The sequence below is a fragment of the Streptomyces sp. NPDC025793 genome, from assembly GCF_055558375.1.
The window spans coordinates 48,102-67,613 of the sequence record NZ_JBVHMR010000034.1 but is presented as its reverse complement, the minus strand read 5'-3'; the positions used below and the strand labels follow the sequence as shown (position 1 = coordinate 67,613).

The window sequence follows — 19,512 nt, the reverse complement described above, 5'->3', positions numbered from 1 at the left end:
CCGAGAAGGGAGGGCTCAGGGGTGGACGGTGGACGGGGGCGGGGCCGTGCTGCTGCGCTCGACCAGCGTGGTGGCCAGGTCCACGCGCAGCGCGGAGGGCTGGTTGCCGTGGGCGATGTCTATCACCATGCGTGTGGCGACCTCGGCCATCTCGGTGAGCGGCTGGCGCACGGTGGTCAGCGGCGGGCAGGCCCAGAGGGCGACGGGCAGGTCGTCGAAGCCGACGACGCTCAGGTCGTCAGGGATGCGCAGGCCCAACTCCCCTGCGGCCTTGTAGAGTCCGAGCGCCTGAAGGTCGTTGCCGGTGTAGATCGCGGTGGGCGGGTCCGGGAGACGCAGCAGTGCGAGGCCCTCCCGGTACCCGGCCTCATGGTGGAAGTCGCCCTCGCGGATCAGGGCCGGGTCGACGGCGACGCCGGCCGCGTCCAGGGCCGCCCGGTAGCCGTCGACGCGGGCGCGGCTGCACATCATCCGGAGCGGTCCGGCAATGACGGCGATGCGCCGGTGGCCGAGGTCGAGGAGGTGGCGGGTGGCGGCGAGGCCGCCGTTCCAGTTGGTCGTGCCCACCGCCGGCACCTCCTGACCGGGGTCGCCGGCCGGGTCCATGACGACGAACGGGATGTCCCGGCTGGTCAGTTGGGCCTGTTGGGCCTTGTCGAGCCCGGACAGCACCAGGACCACGCCGGTGGGCCGGCGGGCGAGAACGCCGTCCATCCACGACTGTCCGGGGCTGAGCCGCCCGGAGGACTCGGACAGGACGACGCTGAGCCCCTCCTCACGGACGACGTTCTCGACGCCGCGGATGACCTCCATCGCCCACGCGCTCTCCAGCTCGTGGAAGACCAGTTCCAGCAGCGGGCTCGGGCTGCTGCTACGCCGCCGCTGGTATCCGTGCTCGTGCAGCAGCTCTTGCACCCGCTCCCGGGTGGACGGTGCGACGTCCGCACGACCGTTGAGGACCTTCGAAACAGTCGGTGTGGACACCCCCGCCTCACGTGCGATTTCGGCGAGTGTCGCCACTCTGGTCACGAGCTCCTCCTGTGCTGCCCTGATGTGCTGGTCTGCCGTCACTGCGTCCGTACTGCACGGATGCTAGCTGGTCAGCGCTCGCCCGGTACATCCGAATCGAGATCTTCCAGGCCCTTGACGGTGTCCGAGGTTACGCCTAGGTTTCCCGCATCGTTCGACAATCTCTTCGAAACTATCGACGGAGTCGTCAAGCCATGAATTCCTTCTCTGCGAGACTTCGCAGTGCGTCCCGCAACAGATTCGCCGCGGTCGCGGCAACGACCGCGCTGGTGCTCGGTCTGACCGCCGCGTGCGGGTCCAGTGGCGGTCCCCACTCCGGGACGATCCACGTCCTCGTCTACGGGGACGCCGCGAACAAGGTCGAGAAGCAGATCGTCGATACGTTCAACAAGACCTCGAAGGTCAAGGCGGTGCTGGACACCATCCCCGGCGCCGACTACCAGTCCAAGCTCAACACGATCATCAACACCCCGCAGGCCCCGGACGTCTTCTTCAACTGGGGCGGCGGCAGCATCGCGCCGTTCGTCAAGAAGAACCTCCTGCTCCCCCTGGACGACATGATCGCCAAGGACCCGGGACTCAAGAGCAACTTCCTTCCCTCGGTGTTCAACACCGCGGTGATCGACGGCAAGTCCTACGGTGTCCCGATGCGCGGCACGCAGCCGGTGCTGCTCTTCAACAACAAGAAGGTCCTGGCGGGCGCCGGCCTGAGCGTCCCGAAGACCTGGGACGACCTGATCAACGACGTCAAGGTGCTCAAGGGCAAGGGGATCACGCCGATCGCGCTCGGCGGCGGCGACCAGTGGCCCACCCTCATGTGGTTCGAGTACGTCTTCGACAGGCTCGCCGGACCGGACCTGTTCCAGAAGGCGCTCGCCGGTGACAAGAGCGCGTGGGCCGGCCCGGACAGCCAGAAGGCCCTGGGCATGCTGAAGCAGCTGATCGACGCCGGTGCCTTCGGCGGCAACTTCGACTCGGTGAAGTTCACCGACGGCGGTTCCCCGGCGCTGCTGGCCAAGGGCAAGGCGGCCTTCGAGCTGATGGGCTCGTGGGAGTACTCCACCCAGCAGTCCGGCAACCCCGACTTCGCCAAGAACGACCTCGGCTACAGCGCCTTCCCGTCCGTGCAGGGCGGCAAGGGGGACCCGAACGACGTCGTCGGCAACACCAACAACTTCTACTCCGTGCTGAAGAAGACCAAGCACCCCGACGCGGTGGCGGCGTTCCTCAAGCTCATGTACTCCGACGAGTTCGTGAAGGCCCAACTCGGCATCGGCAACCTGCCGACCACCACCAACACGGCCGCCTTCCTGTCCACCTCGGCCAGCCCGGACTACTCGCGGTTCCAGTTCAACCTGGTCAAGCAGGCGCCCTCGTTCCAGCTGTCCTGGGACCAGGCCTACCCGCCGGCGGCGGCCACGCCGCTCCACACGGCCGTCCAGGAGTTCTTCGACGGCAAGACCGACGCCAACGGCTTCATCCACGCGATGCAGTCGCTGTCCAACTCCTGAGCAGGGACATCATGAGCGCCCTCTCCTTCACCGCAGTGCTCGGCCGCCGTCGCCTCAAGGCGCGCCGGGCCGGCATCGGGGTGACCCGCCCGGGCTTCGTCTGGGCGGTACCCGCGACCGTCTTCTTCCTGCTGTTCGCGATCCTCCCGCTGGTGCTGGTCGCGGTGCTGTCCTTCACCAGCTGGGACGGCATCACCTCACCGCAGTTCAACGGGACGGCGAACTGGACCAAGCTGATCCATGACCCGGTGATGACCCAGAGCATCTGGCTCACCCTCGTGCTCACCGTGCTCGGGGTCGTGACACAGACGCCCGTCAGCATCCTGCTGGGCGTCTGGGCGGCCGGACCCCAGCGCAACCGGGCCGTGCTGTCGGCGATCTTCTTCGTCCCCCTGCTGCTCTCCGCGACCGCGGTCTCGGTGCTGTGGCGCGCCCTGCTCGACCCCAACTTCGGCCTCCCGGGACAGCTGCCCTGGCTGTTCGGCAACGGCAACCTGCTCGGCAGCCAGGCCGGTTCGATCGCGGTGCTGACCTTCGTGGGGATGTGGCAGTTCACGCCCCTGCACGCGCTGCTCTACCAGGGCGGCGCCCGCGCGGTTCCCCAGGTGCTCTACCAGGCCGCGTCGATCGACGGCGCCGGCACGGTGCGGCAGTTCTTCCACATCACCCTGCCGCAGCTGCGCAACACCATGATCACTTCGATGATCCTCATGGTCGTCGGCGGCCTGACCACCTTCGACACGGTGCTGATCCTCACCCAGGGCGGACCCGGCACGGACACCACGGTCAGCGCTTACTACATGTACGAGCAGAGCTTCAAGAACTTCGACTTCGGCGCCGGCTCGGCCATCGCGCTGGTCCTGGTCGTCGTCGCCACCCTCATCTCCCTGGTCGTGGTACGGCTCTCCGGCTACGACAAGATGCGCGGCACGGCGGAGGGGATCTCATGAGGCAGCGGCCCAACTACCTGGCCGGGTTCGGCTCCCTGATCTGGCTCTTCCTGATCGGCCTGCCGCTCTACCTGCTGCTGACCGCGACCCTGCGCACCACCTCCGACTACTCCACCCAGGGCCCGCTGACCTGGCCGTCGCACCTGACGTTCAGCAACTACCGGAACGCCTTCTCCAACGGCTTCGGCCAGGACTTCCTCAACACCCTGATCGCCACCGTCAGCGTCGTCGGCATCGTGCTGCTGGTGGTCCCCCCGCTCGCCTACGCCATCGTGCGCGCCAGGGGCCGGACCATCGGCGTCGTGTTCCGGGTGTTCCTGCTGGGACTCGCGATCCCCGCGCAGGCGGTGATCGTGCCGATGTTCTACGTGATCAGCCAGGCCGGGCTCTACGACCATCTGATCGGCGTCATCCTGCCGACCGCCGCGTTCTCGATGCCCGTGTGCACCCTGGTGCTGACCGGGGCGATGCGCGACATCAGCCCCGAGCTGTACGAGGCGATGGCGATGGACGGGGCCGCCCCGTGGCGGGTCTTCCTGCAGCTCGTGCTGCCGCTGTCGAAGGGCGGACTCTCCTCCATCGTCGTGTTCTCGGCCCTCCAGGCCTGGAACGGCTTCCTCTTCCCGCTCATCCTCACCCAGTCGGACTCGACCAAGGTGATCACTCTCGGTCTGTACAACTTCCAGACCGAACACGGCGTCGACGTCCCCGGACTGCTCGCCGCCGTGGTCCTGTCCATGCTCCCCATCTTCGTCGTCTACCTGTTCGCCCGCCGCGCCCTGGTCCAGGGACTCATGGGGGTCGGAGGAAAGTGACCGGCAAAATGAACCCCGCCCCCACCACCGAGCTCGACAACGCCGTCTGGCAGGACGCCTCCCTCGATCCGGAGACCAGGGCCGACGCCCTCGTCGCGGCGATGACCCTGCGGGAGAAGACGGCCCAGCTCGTCGGCGTCTGGGTGGGCGCCTCCGACGAGGGCGGCGAAGTCGCCCCGCACCAGCACGAGATGGAAGAACCGCCCGACCTCGACGAGCTGCTGCCACACGGCTTGGGCCAGCTCACCCGGCCCTTCGGCACCCTGCCCGTCGACGCCGCCGTCGGAGCGCTCTCACTCGCCCGCACCCAGCAGCGGATCACCGCCGCCAACCGGTTCGGCATACCCGCGATCGCCCACGAGGAGTGCCTGGCCGGCTTCGCCGCCTGGGGCGCCACCGCCTACCCCGTCCCGCTGTCCTGGGGGGCGGCCTTCAACCCCGAGCTGGTGCGTGCCATGGCCGCCGCCATCGGCGCCGACATGCGCTCCGTCGGCGTCCACCAGGGTCTCGCCCCCGTGCTCGACGTGGTGCGCGACGCCCGCTGGGGACGCGTCGAGGAGACCATCGGCGAGGACCCCTACCTGGTCGGCACCCTTGCCACCGCCTACGTGCAGGGCCTGGAATCCGCCGGGATCGTCGCGACCCTCAAGCACTTCGCCGGCTACTCCGCCTCGCGGGCCGGACGCAACCTCGCCCCCGTCGCCATGGGCCCGCGCGAGCGCGCCGACGTCATCCTGCCGCCGTTCGAGATGGCGGTCCGCGAGGGCCGGCCCCGCTCGGTCATGCACGCCTACACCGACACCGACGGCATCCCCTCGGCCGCCGACGCGGAACTGCTCACCGGTCTGCTCCGGGACACCTGGGGCTTCGACGGCACGGTCGTCGCGGACTACTTCGGCATCGCCTTCCTCAAGCTGCTTCACGGCGTCGCGGGGAGCTGGGCCGAGGCCGCGGGTCTGGCCCTCGCCGGCGGCGTCGACGTCGAGCTGCCGACCGTCAAGACCTTCGGCCGGCCGCTGCTCGACGCGATCGAGGCAGGGGCCGTTGGCGAGGAGCTGATCGACCGTGCGCTGCGCCGGATCCTCGTCCAGAAGGCACAACTCGGCCTGCTCGACCCCGACTGGAGCCCGGTCCCGCAGGCGCTCGCCGACGCGGACCTCGACGCGCCGGAGGCGCTGCGCGGCAGCGTGGACCTGGACCGACCCGAGAACCGGCGCCTCGCCCGGGAACTGGCGGAACAGGCGGTCGTACTGCTGCGCAACGACGGCACGCTGCCGCTCGGCCGCCCCGGCCGGATCGCGCTGATCGGCCCCAACGCAGACACCCCGACGGCCGTGCTGGGCTGCTACTCCTTCCCCGTCCACGTCGGCTCGCAGCACCCCGAGGTCCCGGTCGGCATCGAACTGCCCACGCTTCGGGAGACGCTGGCGGCAGAGTTCCCCGACGCCGCGATCGTGTCCGCTCTCGGGGCGACGGTCGACGGCGACAGCACGGAGGGCTTCACCGAGGCGATCGCCGCGGCGCGCACGGCCGATGTCGTGGTGCTGGCCCTGGGCGACCGGGCGGGCCTGTTCGGCCGGGGGACCAGCGGTGAGGGCTGCGACACCGAGTCGCTGCAACTGCCCGGCGTACAGCAGGAGTTGCTCGACGCCTTGCTGGACGCGGGCACACCGGTGGTGCTGGTCATGCTGGCGGGCCGCCCGTACGCGCTGGGGCGCGCCCAGGGCGAGGCGGCGGCGATCGTGCAGTCCTTCTTCCCCGGGGAGGCCGGTACCGAGGCCATCGCCGGTGTGCTCAGCGGCCGGGTGAATCCCTCCGGACGGCTGCCGGTGAGCGTGCCGCGCCACAAGGGCGTCCAGCCCTCCACCTACCTGGCCGCCCGGCTGGCCCAGGACAGCGATGTGTCCAGCACCAGCACCAGCCCGGCCTACGGGTTCGGACACGGGCTCGGCTACACCGACTTCGAGTGGTCCGCGCTCGACGCCACCGTCGCGGAGACCGGTACCGACGGCAGCTTCCGGTTCGCCTTCGAGGTCCGCAACACCGGCGCGCGCCCCGGCTGCGAGGTGGTGCAGTTCTACCTGCACGACCCGGTGGCCTCCGTCGTCCAGCCGGTGCAGCGCCTCGTCGGCTACCGGCGCCTCCCGCTCGACGCCGGGGAAAGATGCCGGGTCCTCGTGGAACTGCCCGCGGATCTGGCCTCCTTCACCGGGCGCGACGGCCGGCGCATCGTCGAACCCGGCAGGCTGGAGCTGCGGATCTCCGCCAGCAGCACCGACCACCGGATGACGGTCCCGCTGCGCCTGACCGGCCCGGTCCGCGAGGTCGACCACACCCGCCGCCTGCACCCCGTCGTCACCGTCGAGCGCCGCTGACGCCGAGGAGACGGAGGCACGTGCACACCGGCCTGCCCGAGGCCGAACTGCGGCGTCACCGCAGCAGCCGGACCGAACCGGACGACGTCGCCGCCGTCTGGGAGCAGACGCTCACTTGCTGCGGATGAACCACGCCCGGGGTCGGCTTTCCGATCCCGGGCGTGCAACTGTCCAAGGCCTCACGCGGGCAGCTCTGCGGTGCCCGCTCCTTAGGGGCCGGGTGAGTCAGAGCGGTCAATCTGGGACGACACCTGACACCGATAGTCGCCATACGAACACATTGCATCCAGGGGAATTGATGAGTTCCGACCGGAATGATGCAAGGTCCGGGGCGATGGCCCGGTACCGCCCGGCCAATCGGCCCGTGATGCCGCTCCAGCGTCGCCAGGTGTGCGGGAAGCCGTGCAGCAGGAGATCCGCAGGTCCGTCCCCGGCGATCTGTTCGATCCCCATGGCCCGACGTGGCAGTTGCTGGACCGCATCGGTACGAAGGGGACGTCCATGGCCGTCAGGACGCTCGCCGATGCCGCACCGGACGAGGTGCGCCTCGCGGAGCCGAGACGCCGGATGCCCGGCGTCTCGCCGAAGATGCTGTCCGTGACGCTGCGAAGCCTGACCCGCGACGGGCTGGTGTCGCCCCGTGTCGAACCGGCCGTGCCGCCATGGGCTTTCTACCGACTCACCGGACTCGGGCTGTCCCCGGAAGCCGCGCTTGCGGAGCGGCGGACCTGAGCGGAGGAGCACATGGCCGAGATCGACCGCGCCGACGAACCCGCCGACCAGGAGGCCGATGAGGGGCAGGCAGGCCGGTTCTGCGTTCAGTGCTGGTCGCTGGGGCGCTCGAAGTAGCCCGTGTTGCCGCCCTGACACCCCATCGCTTTGTCAGGTCGACGCCGGAGGAGGACTTCGCCGCTGCTGCCCAAGGTCGAGCGTCGGACCAGGCACCGGGACACAACCGGCATCCGGACGGGCTCGTGTTCCAAGGCAGCCTGTTCATCCTCCACACCGGGATCCCCAGGGAGCATCTGCCGCAGGAAGTCGGCTTCGGCTCGGGCATGACCTGCTCGCGCCACCTGGCCGAACGGAAGACGGGACACGAAGTCCTGATCACCGACGCCACCGGCATCCCGCTCGCCGCCACCCTGACCGGCGGCAACCGCAACGATGTCACCCAGCTCAGATGCCGCCACATGGACTGGGATATCGGCGTGAAGCGGCTGATCGTCCGCCGGGGTGCCCAGCACGGCTCCGGGTCTGGGCACCCAACGCCGAGTCATGGAGCGGGCGTTCGCCCACCTGCACTGGTTCCGCCGCCTGCGGAGCCGCTGGGAGATCCCCCCCATGCGCCGACGGTGTCGACGAGCGTCAGCAAGGACCGGCCCAGAGCGGTGAGTCGGTACTCGACCCGTGACCCGTCGCAGAGCTGGAAGACTCCTACCCGGACGGTGCGTCAACTGCGGGGCCGGCCCCGCGCGGGCCGCCGGCTCGATCCTCCGCGCGTCTCACATCACGGCGTCGGTGTGCAGCGGGCCGGCGGTGATGTGGATGGTGCGGATCCTTCCGCTGTCGTCAAGGCGGTACAGGTGCATGAAGGGAGCCCGTACGGTGGTGTCCGGGTCGGTCTTCTTCGCCATGGTGGCCTCCCCGCGCAGGAACAGGACCCCGTCGGGAGTGTCCCAGCACTCCAGGACGGTGTGAGCGATGTGCAGCGGCTCATCGATCTTGACGAAGAACGCTTTGATGGCCTCGGCACCTACCACGTGGGCGGTGCCGAAGAACATCTCGGTGTCGTCGGTCGTCCGGGCGAAACCCTCGCCGAAATCGAGGGTGTCGATCTCGCGCATGAGCTGTCCGACCCAACTCGGCACAGGAGCGGGAGTGGCACGGTGCGTCATCGTCCTTCTCCTTTCTCTGATCCTCCGGCGTCGCCGTCGGGTCAGGCGACGTGACGGGCTGCGAGGAAGGCGTCGATCGCCGCGTTGACCTCGTCCGGGTTCTCCCGCGCGGCCAGGTGGCCGGTGCGCGGCAGCACGCGGAAGGTGCTGCCCTTGATGGCGTCGGCCATCCTCCGGACCGCGTGGACGGGGAACTGGCTGTCCTCCTCGCCGGCGATGACCAGGACAGGGATGCCGACGGGAGTGGTCGCCAGCAGCCGGTGCTCATCCCTGCGCCCGATGAGGATGCTGCGGAGCGCCCACGCCACGGACTTGGGGTCGTTGTCCAGCACGACGTCGATGTACTCCAGGAACTCGGCGTTCTCGGCCGCTGCGGTCGGTCCGGCGAACGCCGAGCGCGCGGCCCTGGCGGCCAGTCGTGGCATTCGCGCGTGCACCGCGAGATAGGCGGCCAGTCCGGTCGCCCAGACGCTCTCGAACGTCGTGGGCAGCGAGGCGGTGCAGTTGATGCCGACGGCGGCGGCGGTGCGCTCCGGATGATACGCGGGGAACACCCCGGCCAGCATGCCGCCCCAACTGTTGCCCACCAGCACACACCTGTCGATGCCGAGCGCGTCCAGGACCTCGACCAGCCCGTCGGCGCATTCCTTGAGGTCGATGATCCGCCGTAGCGCGTCGGACTTGCCGTGTCCGGGGCTGTCGACGAGCACCACGTGGTGCGTGGGGGCGAAGTGCTCGTACTGGAAGCGCCACATGGTGCCGTCCATCATCAGGCTCGGCCAGAAGACCATGGCCGGGCCGTCGGTCCGACCGCCCACCCGCACGTTCATCAGGCCGAGGGATGTCGGTATCAGCTTCTCGGCGACGTCGTTGAGCCAGTCCGTCCGTGACATGGTCACTCCTCACCCGAGGTTCGAGTAGAGCCGGTACTGGTAGCGTACTGCAAGTAGTAGCAAATGATGACTACTTGAGGCCGGTTTCCTCTGCCACCTCCTCTGTGCTCACTCCCACCTTCGCCGGGAGCGGCTGCAAATCGGCCGCTTCGATGGGCTGGTGACACTGACTGCAGGCGAGATAGGGCTCAGTCTCGTATCCGCAGGAGGTGTGCAGCAGGGGCCGTGCCGGCACCGCCTCGCCGTCGGCACGGCTCTCCGCCCAGCGGGTGACCGCCACGATGGCCGGCACCACCAACTCCCGCGCACCCCCGGTCAGCCGGTACTCGTACCAGGGCTTGTCCTCCCGATACGCGCGCTTCTCCAGCAGGCCCAACTCGGTGAGGTGGTTCAGCCGCGCCGTGAGCATCGTCGCCGAGATGCCCAGCCCGCGCTTGAGTTCGCCGAACCGGTGGACGCCGAAGAAGACCTCACGCAGGATCTGGTAGTTCCAGCGTTCCGAGACGGCCGCCAGGAACGCTTGCCCATGCTGGAAGACGACCGGCCGTGCTTTGTCCGCCACAGGGACTCCTCCTGGTATGGATCCAAGACTAGTATTAACATGATACCGAGGTATCCTCTGGAGTGGGTCCGTGGACTCGGCGACGTCCAGCCCGACCATCGCCTGCAGTGAAGTCGCCGTGAAGTACGCGACCCCAGGAGTCCGCCTACCGCACGGGCTACCGCACCGCGGGCGGGGAGGCGAACTGATCCCGCACCGTACGGCCGACGCCGCCATCGCCGCCGTCGGCCGCCCCGGCAGCCGGACCGGATGCAGCCGGCCGACCTCTGAGGGCGAGCCCTCCACCCGCAGCAGGATCACCCCGGGCGGCAGCACCGGCCCGATGGCGGCGGGCACCGTGGCCACCCCGAAGCCGTCGGCCTCCAGGTGAAACTTCGTCAGCCAGTCAGGCGAGTTGGCGCACCACAGAAGTTGGACCAAAATCCGGGAATTGACAGCACTTGTGTACTGCTTCGGCAGGCAGCCGACGTTGGTGAGCGAGTCGGCATGCTCAGGACGTTCGACAGCACCGATGCGGCGCCTGCCTCTCCGTCTTCAGGCACGTCGACGCCCTGCACATGGGCAACCTCGATGAGCCCGTATCCCGCGGCACGTTGCGAGCCTCAGGAACGCCCTCACCTGCGCGCCACCCCCCAGGCCCGCAGTCATGTCACCGGCGTCCGGGCCGTTCGGGCGGCATCCGGTTCGAGGACGGTGCGGGAGGTGTGCCGTACGCGTCGACTCAAGATTCCCCCGCTGGGGCGACGGTTTTCCGTCCTCCCGCTGGTCTTTATTGGCGACCGAACCCGACCAGCATGTGGAGCCTCCGATGCCAGATCACCTCCAGACCGCCGTCGTCACCGGTGCGAGCCGCGGCTTCGGGCGCGCGATCGCCGCCGCGCTCGTGGCCCGTGGCACCCGTGTCACGGGTATCGCCCGCAACGAACAGGAACTGGGCGGCGTACGCGACGAGCTCGGCCCGGCGTTCACGCCCCTCGCCGCCGATGCCACCGCCGAAGCCCTCGCCGAGGAGGTGATCCGTACCCACCGGCCCGGTCTGCTCGTACTCAACGCCGGGGCAACGCCCCACATGGCGCCCGTGCATGAGCAGAGCTGGGAGACCTTCAGCCGCAATTGGGAGGTCGACACGCGGCACGTCTTCGCCTGGACGGGGGCTGCCCTGCGAGCGCCGCTGGCTCCCGGCAGCGCCGTGATCTCGATGTCCAGCGGAGCCGCGCTGGGCGGCTCCCCGCTCAGCGGCGGATACGCCAGCGCCAAGGCCGCCATCCGGTACCTGCGCCAGTACGGCGCCGAGGAGTCGCAGCGGGCCGGGCTGGGCATTCGGTTCATCACGCTCCTGCCGGACATGACTCCGGTCGGCGGGGTGGGCGATGCCGGGGTCACGGGCTACGCCGCGCGTGCAGGCGTCGACCGTGAGACCTTCATCGAAGGGCGGCAGCCAATCCTCACCCTGGAACAGATCGGCACGGCCGTGGTGGAGCTCGCCGGGGCCCCGGACAGCGGCCCGGAGTACCGGGTCCGCGGCGCCGGGCTGAACCCGATCGACTGATCCATCTCTTACGGCGGCCCCCGCCGCTACTCCGAGGAGAACCCACGATGCCGTCGAACGCCGAGTTCAACGCTCTGGCCGAGCAGTTCCGGCCGGAACTGCTCGCGCACTGCTACCGGCTCCTCGGCTCGATCCACGACGCCGAAGACCTCGTCCAGGAGACCTATCTGCGGGCGTGGCGCGCGTTCGACGGCTTCGAAGGCCGTTCCTCGGTGCGGCGGTGGCTGTACAAGATCGCCACCATGGCCTGCCTGACGGCCTTGGAAACGAGGTCCCGGCGGCCACTGCCATCGGGACTGGGCGCGCCGTCGGACGATCACCGTGTGGCGGTGGCTCCCCGCGAGCCCACAGTGCCCTGGCTCCAGCCGGCGCCGGACACACGGTTCGGCGCCGGTGACCCGGCGGCGATCGTGGCCACGCGGACGGGGGTACGCCTCGCATTCATCGCCGCACTCCAGCTCCTGTCAGCCCGCCAGCGCGCCGTGCTGACGTTGCGCGACGTGCTCGGGTTCCGGACGGCCGAGGTGGCCGAGATCCTGGACACCACGGCTGCTGCTGTGGACAGCGCGCTCCGCCGCGCCCGGGCCCGCCTGGCCGATGCCGGACCGGTCGCCGACGACCTGGCCGAGCCAGCCGAGGAGACCCAGCGCGGCCTCCTCGACGACTATGTCGACGCCTTCACCCGCGCCGACCCCGACGCGCTGGTGCATCTGCTGCGCGTCGACGTCGAGCTGGAGATGCCCCCGACCCCGACCTGGTTCACCGGCCGCCAGGCCGTCATCGGCTTCCTGTCCGACCGGGTCCTGCGCCCGGGCGGGTGGCGGATGGCCCCCACCCGCGCCAACGGTCAGCCGGCCCTCGTCGTCCACACACACGCGGGCGGCGGGCGGTATGAGCCCTACGGCATCCAGGTCCTGACCCTGCGCGCGGACCACATCGCCCGGATCACCGCCTTCAACGACCCGTCCCTGGTCGCGGCCTTCACCGACTGCCTCGAAACGAACTGACGCGCGCCTGTGGGTTCCCGGAACCCGCGGCGGCGTTCGCCCCGCTGCGTCGACCGCGTTGTGCAGGGCTCCGGCGACGGCGCGTGCCTGTGTGGTCATTCCCTGTATCTCGGCCACGGCGAGGTCGTCCGTGGCGGTGGCGGCGAGCAGGGTGAGCACGTCATCGTCGCCCGCCGCGAGCTGTCGGGCTTGCTCCCCTTCTGTGTAGCACTTGTCTGCCTCGGCGTCTTTGTCCGCGTATTCCTCCAGTGCGGCGACCCGGCGGTCGATTCCCTGCCTGATCGTGTCGAGGCGGGCTCGGCGTGTGCCGGAGGGCTTGTGGAGCGGGGGTGAGGGCCAGGTCGTTGTGCTGGTGGCCGATCAAGTCCTTCTCGTGTACGGCGGTGCCCCAGGACGGTGCCGGCGGCCTTCTGGGCGCAGGCCGGCAGCTCTGAAGCATCGGTGTCCAGTTCGGACGGCAGGATGAAGTGGTCCTGGGCCCGACGCAGTTGACGGTGATCCCCAGCCCGTCCCTGCGTGTCGAGCATGCGCGGGAGCACGGTCATCAGCCTGAGGGGGAAGGGGAGTAGCCCGGTGACCGGCATCCCCCAATGCAGTGCCATGGAGATCAGGTGCCGCGTGTGCTCGGCGATGTCCGAGCCCGAGTCGGACGGAACCGGCAGGGATGCCCCAACGCCCATCGGCACGGCGGCAATTCCGTCGCCGACCTGGAGGAGGCCGCCGCGCAGATCGACCGGCCCTGACACCGCGGTCCTCGGCACCGGCGGGGTCCTCGGGCGCGGTCAGCGTGTGGCCCGGCCTTCAGCCGCACGGCGGTCGGGTCGGACACGGTCCTGGAGGGCCGTTGCCCGCGCATCTCCGGCCGCTTACAGGCGAGTTGCAGGCTGTTCGGGTGGGGGAAGCACGCTCGGGTCTGTCCGGCCCGCGGCAGGGTGATGCGGTCGACCAGCCCCTCGGCACGCAGCCTGGCCAACCTGCGCCTGGCCTGCTCGATGCGCACCGAGGGGGGTGATCACCCGGTGCATCTGCTCGGTGGTGGCCATCCGGCACCGCGGCAGCACGCCCAGCGCCATCCGTTCCGCGCCGCCCACGTCCACGCCGACAACCCGGCCGACAACCGTCCGCACCCACTTCCGTATCCGCCCGCAAACCCGCAGGTCACCACGGTGGCCCTGCGATGCTCGGGAGGTCGACGTCCCTTCTGTGCCCCCCGAGTCCACGCCTCACAGCAGGAAGAAGGAAGTGGGTGGGACAGGTCCCAGGCGGCGGGCGAGGGTTCGGGCGCCGCTGGTGTTCCGCGCGCGTCGGCGGGGCCGTGCGCGTCGGAGGACGGACAAACCGTCCGGCGGCCCCCGGCTGACAGCACGGGACCGCGGGTCCTCGCGGCGGCCCTGAGCCACTCCCGACTCGCTACACTCCGCGCCATCGTGTCGCGGCGTTTCGGTGCTGGTGGGGAGCGGCTGTGCTTGGTGGAACTACGGAGGAAGAAGGAACCATGCGGCGTGCCGTTGCTCTGACGCTCTGTTCGGGGATGTTGGCTGCCACTGCGGCGTGTGCCGGGTCATCGCCGGGGAACTCGGCGGCGCCGCAGAGTCCGTCTGTCGGCGCCACGTCGGTGTCCTCGGCCAGCAGCAGAAGCGCGAGCGGCAGGGTGCCCGCATCCTGCCCGAATGGCGTGCAGGGCCAGAGCGCGGCCTCACCCGCTGCGGGCAGTGGTACTTCTGCCGACACGGTGCAGGCACAGGCACTTGCGCAGGCCGTCGGCGATGAGGAGTTCAACTCCGAGTACTCGGATATTTTCGGCACGGTGATCGACGGCTACACCCAGGGGCGGGTGGCGCTGTGTGTCACGGACGCGGCACGCGGGAGGCTGCTCGCGCAGGCGGCCAAACGCGCCCACCCGACCGTCGACCTCAACCGGCTCGACATCTTTCCTTGCCGCTACTCCGAGCGGACACTACACGCGGCCGTTCGCGGCCTGATGGCGCACAATCGTCCGACGATTGCAGGGTTCCCCGTCTACCAGATCGGTCCGGCCACGGACGATTCCGGCATCGAATTGCGGACCAGCCAGGCAGGAAGCGCCTCAGCGGCCTTGCGCCGCTACCTCACCTCGCAGCTGGGCGGCATCGGCTTCACCATCGTCAAGGGTGAGCAGGCGGCCGGATGAGGTGGACCTCGACATGGCTGCCGTACTCCAGTCAGAAATCGTGTCCTGAGCCGCATCTTCTCGTTGTCCGGTCATGGAGGGGATCACTGAAGTCGGGTGCTGGACTGCGGAGTTGGAGCCCGTCTTCGCTCGGGTGGCAGGCCGGTTCACCTGCCCCGAGGGGTAGGTGCCGCGCAGATTCAGATAGCCGGAGCCGCCGGTGACGGTGGCACGCATGGTGAAGCCAATGCTGCTGGGCATCCCGGTGAGTGCGGTGTAGGCGTTCAGCGTGGTGTCGACCGTCCGGCCGGGAGCGGGTGACAGCTCATGGACGATCACCTTGTCGGCCCGGGAGACGAACGCCCGCCGGGTCCAGGTAGCCGAACTGGTCGGTCCAGCTCGAACTCACCCTCCCGGTACGGAAGTCGGTGACCCGCGCGTAGTCGTCGACCGTGGTCTTGCCGGGCGTGTCGATGTGCAGTTCGTGCGCGGGGGGGGTAGGCCTGCGTCCAGCGCAGCGACCAGCCCGCGGCGAAGTCCCGGTTGGCCCCGCGTAGTCACCCGCGAGAGCCTTGTGGCGTGCGCCTTCCAGACGGTCGGAGATCACCCGCGGGTTCACACGGGTGCCGTTCGGGAGCACCAGCCGCTGATAGTTGAAGACCACCTTCTCCAAGGCGGGACCGCCGTACAGCACGTCCCCGTATTCGCCGTTGCCGGTGAGGAAGCCGTCGGTCCAGGAGAAGGCCGGGGACGTGTCGTGGATGCCGCGCTCGGGGAGGGTGATCTGCGGCGGGACGGCCGCCACCGCCCTGCCCGGGAGCAGGCCGCCGGGGAGGGCCGAGGCTCCCGCGGTCAGTGCGGCCACGGTGAGGAAACGCCTGCGGTCGATGGAGCTGTCCGTCGAGGGGACTCCTGTGTCCGGTCGGCGGTGCGTGGTCGTGGGGGAGTGGAGCGGTGACCCGTAGTCGTGGGCACCCACCGCCGCCAGGCCGACGTGGGACGGAATCCGGGTGGGGTGGGGGCCGCGGAAACAGGGATCAGACGGCCGTGAAGGTCCACAGCAGGTTGGTGCTGCCGCCGTACGCCCACTGCTTGGCGACGGAGCCCGAGTCGACGTTGCCACCGCCGTCGAGGACCAGGCCGGTGGTGCGGTTGGCGATCGAGTAGGCGTCGCCGCCCTGGGAAGTGATCTTCCACTGCTGGTTGGTACCGCCGTTCCAGGGAGCCTGTCGGGCCGGAGAGCCGTTGTCGGTGGCGCCCCAGCCGTCGGCGACCATGCCGTTCGTCCGGTTGACCAGTCGGTAGTAGCCGTCGCCGACCGCCTCCGCCTGCCACTGCAGGTTGGAGCTGCCGTTCCACGTCCACTGCTTGAGGTCGGACCCGGAGGCCACGCCGCCGCCGCTGTCCAGGGCGAGTCCGTCGGTGGCGTTGGTGAGCCGGAAGTACGCCGCCGGGTTGAACTGGACTCTCAGCGAGGCGATCCGGTCGTTGTTGCCGGTGACCCGCAGGTCGGGGTTCTCGGTGGTGAACGTCCAGGAGGTGCCGGTGAAGTCGTCCCCGGAGTAGCCGATGACCTGGTAGCCGGAGGCCGGCCGGAGGGAGGTGATGCCGCCCGCGCCCAGCCCGGCCGAGGTGAGGTCGGCCGTGGTGTAGTCGCCGACGGTGAGTACGGCCGAGTTGCCGCTGTAGTTGACGTCCGTGGAGGCCAGGGCACCGGCCAGTGGCCGCAGGCCCGGGATCGTGCCGGAGAAGGCGAGCTTCAGGACGTAGGCGTTGGCGTTGTACGGGGCCGAGGACGGCAGGGTGACCGTGAGGCCGGAGGAATTCTGGGCCGGCGCGGGCAGGTCGATGTAGGTGCCGGCGGTGGTGCCGAGGAGCTTCACCGAGGTCAGCGACGAGAGGTTGATCCGGTCCGGGCTGAGCGTCTTGATCGTCAGCGAGCTGCCCGGCCACCCGAGGACGGTGGCGTACAGGACGGTGCCTGCCTTGTCGCGGGTGAAGCGGATGTCCTGCGGCGTGCCGGCGTGCGGGGTGGTGAAGGCACCGCCGCCCATCTTCGTCGGGCCCTCGCCGTACGCCGTCCAGGCGCGGGTCGAGTACACCGACTCGCCGAAGCGCTTCAGGTGGTCTCCGATACCGAGCAGGATGTCCTTCTGCGTCTGGGGGATGGTGCCGTCGGCCATCGGCGCGATGTTCAGCAGCATGTTGCCGTTCTTGCTGACCCGGTCGATGAACGAGTGCAGCATCTGCTGGATGGTGTAGTAGCCGATGCCCTGGGTGTAGCACCAGCTGCTGCTGGAGATGCTGTCGTCGGTCAGCCAGTACGGGGAGGTCAGGTCTCCCGGACCGCCGCGCTCGTAGTCGAAGACCTCGCCCTTGCCGTTCATGCCGTCCTTATAGGTGGCGACGACCTCACGGCCCCAGCTGTTGGCCTGGTTGTAGTAGTACGCCAGGAAGTTCAGGCGCTGCGTCTCGTCCACGGCGTCCAGCTTGAAGTCCTGCCACAGGATGTCGGGCCGGCTGCGGTCGATGACCTCCTTGAGCTTGTCGAACCAGAGCTGGTTCTCCGCGGCCGAGCCCAGCTGCCCGTAGAGCTTCCTGAGGCTGGGGTCGGTCTGGGCGGGGACGAACTCGTAGAAGCCGTTGAAGTGGTACGCGTGGTGCATGGCCACCAGCAGCTTGAGGCCCTTGGCGCGGATGGCCGTGGAGAAGAGCCGCAGCAGGTCGAGCCCCGGGCCCTTCTTCACCGAGTTCCACTCGTTGACCTGGCTGTCCCACATGGAGAAGCCGTCATGGTGCTCGGCGACCGGGCCGGCGAACCTGGCGCCGGCGTCGACGAACAGTTGCACCCACTCGTCGGGGTCGAACTTCCCGCCCGCCGACTTCAGTTTCGGCGCGAACTTCACGAAGTCGCCCGCCAGGTCCTTCGCCCCGTTGATGAAGTTGTGGTACGGCCATGCCGATGGCCGGCCGTAGGTCGCGATGTGGTGCTGGTTGGCGTTGCTGCCCGCCTGGTACATGTTGCGCGGGTACCACTCGTTGTCGTAGGCGGGGACGCTGAAGACGCCCCAGTGGAAGTAGATCCCGAACTTCGCGTCCCGGAACCACTCCGGGGCCGGCGGGTGCTGGTCGACCGAGTTCCAGTCGGGCGTATACGTGCTGGGTGCGGCCCGGGCGATTCCGGCATCGAACACGCCTCCGGCAACGGCCGCCGCGGCGACGCAGGTGGCACTGGCCAGGAAGTGGCGTCTGTTGATCGAACTCGACATGGATACGTCCCTGGTGCAGAGGGGGCAGGGGAGTACAGGGCGCCGCTTGTTACGCATGAAGGTCGGCCATGTCTCCCTGGGATGTCAACGGGTGTGCAGGGATGAAAAGCGCTGAGCGGCCAGAGAGTTGGCTGTACTTGATGATGGTCTGACACGATTTGCGACTGACCAGACATGGAATGTCTGTCAGGGCTTCATGGCTGATCTGGATCAGTCAGATGCGAGTATTGATGGGATGGATCTTGCCACCTTGGTGCCGAGGCCGAAATCTCGGACGAGCTGTGAGCTGACATTTTGATGCTCATTCGATCGTGGGGTAGACAGGGCGGCGAGGGCGCGCCTATAAACATCCCATCTCTTACGGCACGGCGATACGCAGATGTCGTCGAGGCGAAACATCTCCCGCTACGGGACCGGCGCGAGGAAGCACCGATGAGAGTCAGAACCGCCCTGTGTTCAGCCGTATCCGTCCTGTCCGCCCTGACGTTGCTCAGCGCCTGCAGCAGTGGCTCCGGCACCGGGTCCGGCGGCGCGCCGCTGGTCGGCGTCGACTACCCGCGCTCCGACACCGACTTCTGGAACTCCTACATCAAGTACACGCCCCAGTACGGCAAGCAGCTTGGCCTGGACCTGAAGACGACCAACTCGCAGAACGACGTCGCCAAACTCACCGCCAACGCACAGACGTTCATCAGCCAAGGCGTCAAGGGTCTCGCGATGGCCCCGCAGGACACCGCCGCCATCGCGCCCACCCTCGCGCAGCTGGAGGCGAAGAAGATCCCCGTCGTCACCGTCGACACCCGCCCCGACACCGGCAAGGTCTACATGGTCGTACGGGCCGACAACCGCGCCTATGGCGAGAAAGCCTGCCAGTACCTCGGCGCGAAGCTCGGCGGCAAGGGCAAGGTCGTCATGCTGGAGGGCGACCTCTCCTCCATCAACGGCCGCGACCGCACCGAGGCGTTCAACGACTGCATGAAGAAGAACTTCCCGGACATCAAGGTGTTCGGCGAGGCCACCAACTGGGACGGCGCGGTCGCCGCCCAGAAGCTGCAGACCGACCTGACGGCCAACCCGGACATCAAGGGCGTCTACATGGAGGCCAGCTTCGCGCTGTCCGGCACGCTCCAAGTCCTCAAGCAGAAGGGCCTGTTGGTGGGTCCGAAGGACACGAAGCACGTGTTCGTCGTGTCCAACGACGGCATCCCCGAGGAGCTCAAGTCCATCGCCGCGGGCGAGATCGACGCCACGGTCTCGCAGCCGGCCGACCTCTACGCCAAGTACGCCCTGTACTACGTCAAGGCCGCGATCGACGGGAAGGCGTTCAAGCCCGGCAAGACCGACCACGACAGCACCATCATCCAGGTCCGCGACGGCGTGCTCGAGGACCAGCTCCCCGCCCCGCTCGTCACCGCCGACGGAGGCACCTACGGCGGCGTGCCCAGCGTCAAGAGCGACGACAAGGCGCTGTGGGGCAACAACCTCGGCTGATGCCTCTGATTTCTCAT

16 protein-coding genes and 2 pseudogenes are annotated in these 19,512 nt (G+C 68.9%); 10 read left to right on the top strand and 8 right to left on the bottom strand.

Annotated elements, in window-relative coordinates; genetic code table 11:
• Window positions 1-15: 15 nt before the first annotated feature.
• Window positions 16-1,029 (bottom strand): LacI family DNA-binding transcriptional regulator, encoded by a 1,014-nt coding sequence (locus ACZ4MF_RS38215; protein ID WP_467497503.1) that lies wholly within the window; start codon window positions 1,027-1,029, stop codon window positions 16-18.
• A 194-nt stretch (window positions 1,030-1,223) separates the two neighbouring features.
• On the opposite strand from ACZ4MF_RS38215, the gene ACZ4MF_RS38210 reads away from it, so the two are divergent.
• The 4 genes from ACZ4MF_RS38210 to ACZ4MF_RS38195 are packed head-to-tail and all read left to right on the top strand — an operon-like array spanning window position 1,224 to window position 6,680.
• Window positions 1,224-2,540, top strand: a complete 1,317-nt coding sequence (locus tag ACZ4MF_RS38210) for an ABC transporter substrate-binding protein (RefSeq protein ID WP_467497501.1) — start codon at window positions 1,224-1,226, stop codon at window positions 2,538-2,540.
• Window positions 2,541-2,551: 11 nt separating this feature from the next.
• On the top strand, window positions 2,552-3,490 hold the full coding sequence (locus tag ACZ4MF_RS38205; RefSeq protein WP_467497499.1) for a carbohydrate ABC transporter permease: 939 nt from the start codon (window positions 2,552-2,554) through the stop codon (window positions 3,488-3,490).
• Window positions 3,487-4,305 (top strand): carbohydrate ABC transporter permease, encoded by an 819-nt coding sequence (locus tag ACZ4MF_RS38200; protein ID WP_467497497.1) that lies wholly within the window; start codon window positions 3,487-3,489, stop codon window positions 4,303-4,305. Before ACZ4MF_RS38205 ends, ACZ4MF_RS38200 begins: the two co-directional genes overlap by 4 nt.
• A gap of 8 nt (window positions 4,306-4,313) precedes the next feature.
• Window positions 4,314-6,680 carry a beta-xylosidase/alpha-l-arabinosidase gene (locus ACZ4MF_RS38195; RefSeq protein ID WP_467497495.1) on the top strand — a complete coding sequence of 789 codons (2,367 nt, stop codon included), beginning with the start codon at window positions 4,314-4,316 and terminating at the stop codon, window positions 6,678-6,680.
• A gap of 312 nt (window positions 6,681-6,992) precedes the next feature.
• On the opposite strand, the pseudogene ACZ4MF_RS38190 reads toward ACZ4MF_RS38195, so the two are convergent.
• Window positions 6,993-7,133: pseudogene (locus ACZ4MF_RS38190) on the bottom strand (alpha/beta fold hydrolase); the annotation flags it as partial.
• Between ACZ4MF_RS38190 and ACZ4MF_RS38185 the strand changes: the two are divergent.
• Window positions 7,071-7,529, top strand: a pseudogene (locus ACZ4MF_RS38185) (winged helix-turn-helix transcriptional regulator). The pseudogenes ACZ4MF_RS38190 and ACZ4MF_RS38185 overlap by 63 nt on opposite strands.
• Here ACZ4MF_RS38185 and ACZ4MF_RS38180 read toward each other — a convergent pair.
• The 4 genes from ACZ4MF_RS38180 to ACZ4MF_RS38165 all read right to left on the bottom strand — a co-directional run bounded on the left by ACZ4MF_RS38180 (window position 7,499) and on the right by ACZ4MF_RS38165 (window position 10,030).
• Window positions 7,499-7,924 carry a hypothetical protein gene (locus ACZ4MF_RS38180; RefSeq protein WP_467497493.1) on the bottom strand — a complete coding sequence of 142 codons (426 nt, stop codon included), beginning with the start codon at window positions 7,922-7,924 and terminating at the stop codon, window positions 7,499-7,501. The pseudogene ACZ4MF_RS38185 and the gene ACZ4MF_RS38180 sit on opposite strands and share 31 nt — an antisense overlap.
• A gap of 258 nt (window positions 7,925-8,182) precedes the next feature.
• Complete coding sequence (locus ACZ4MF_RS38175) at window positions 8,183-8,575, bottom strand: nuclear transport factor 2 family protein (protein ID WP_467497491.1); 393 nt, start codon at window positions 8,573-8,575, stop codon at window positions 8,183-8,185.
• Window positions 8,576-8,616: 41 nt separating this feature from the next.
• Window positions 8,617-9,468 (bottom strand): alpha/beta fold hydrolase, encoded by an 852-nt coding sequence (locus ACZ4MF_RS38170; RefSeq protein WP_467497489.1) that lies wholly within the window; start codon window positions 9,466-9,468, stop codon window positions 8,617-8,619.
• A gap of 70 nt (window positions 9,469-9,538) precedes the next feature.
• Entirely contained in the window at window positions 9,539-10,030 is a 492-nt protein-coding gene (locus ACZ4MF_RS38165) for a winged helix-turn-helix transcriptional regulator (protein ID WP_467497487.1), read from the bottom strand.
• Window positions 10,031-10,100: 70 nt separating this feature from the next.
• On the opposite strand from ACZ4MF_RS38165, the gene ACZ4MF_RS38160 reads away from it, so the two are divergent.
• From ACZ4MF_RS38160 to ACZ4MF_RS38145, 4 genes are all read left to right on the top strand, one after another.
• Window positions 10,101-10,400: a hypothetical protein gene (locus ACZ4MF_RS38160; protein ID WP_467497485.1), complete on the top strand. Its 300-nt coding sequence runs from the start codon at window positions 10,101-10,103 to the stop codon at window positions 10,398-10,400.
• 438 nt (window positions 10,401-10,838) lie between these two features.
• On the top strand, window positions 10,839-11,579 hold the full coding sequence (locus ACZ4MF_RS38155; RefSeq protein ID WP_467497483.1) for an SDR family oxidoreductase: 741 nt from the start codon (window positions 10,839-10,841) through the stop codon (window positions 11,577-11,579).
• A gap of 47 nt (window positions 11,580-11,626) precedes the next feature.
• Window positions 11,627-12,586: an RNA polymerase subunit sigma-70 gene (locus ACZ4MF_RS38150; RefSeq protein ID WP_467497481.1), complete on the top strand. Its 960-nt coding sequence runs from the start codon at window positions 11,627-11,629 to the stop codon at window positions 12,584-12,586.
• 1,675 nt (window positions 12,587-14,261) lie between these two features.
• Window positions 14,262-14,756 (top strand): hypothetical protein, encoded by a 495-nt coding sequence (locus ACZ4MF_RS38145; RefSeq protein WP_467497479.1) that lies wholly within the window; start codon window positions 14,262-14,264, stop codon window positions 14,754-14,756.
• Window positions 14,757-15,060: 304 nt separating this feature from the next.
• On the opposite strand, the gene ACZ4MF_RS38140 is transcribed toward ACZ4MF_RS38145, so the two are convergent.
• Window positions 15,061-15,714: a glycoside hydrolase N-terminal domain-containing protein gene (locus ACZ4MF_RS38140; RefSeq protein ID WP_467497477.1), complete on the bottom strand. Its 654-nt coding sequence runs from the start codon at window positions 15,712-15,714 to the stop codon at window positions 15,061-15,063.
• A gap of 58 nt (window positions 15,715-15,772) precedes the next feature.
• Window positions 15,773-18,004 carry an alpha-L-fucosidase gene (locus ACZ4MF_RS38135; protein ID WP_467497475.1) on the bottom strand — a complete coding sequence of 744 codons (2,232 nt, stop codon included), beginning with the start codon at window positions 18,002-18,004 and terminating at the stop codon, window positions 15,773-15,775.
• A 432-nt stretch (window positions 18,005-18,436) separates the two neighbouring features.
• Between ACZ4MF_RS38135 and ACZ4MF_RS38130 the strand changes: the two genes are divergently transcribed.
• Window positions 18,437-19,495, top strand: coding sequence for a sugar ABC transporter substrate-binding protein (locus tag ACZ4MF_RS38130; protein WP_467497473.1), 1,059 nt, complete (start codon window positions 18,437-18,439; stop codon window positions 19,493-19,495).
• Window positions 19,496-19,512 lie beyond the last annotated feature (17 nt).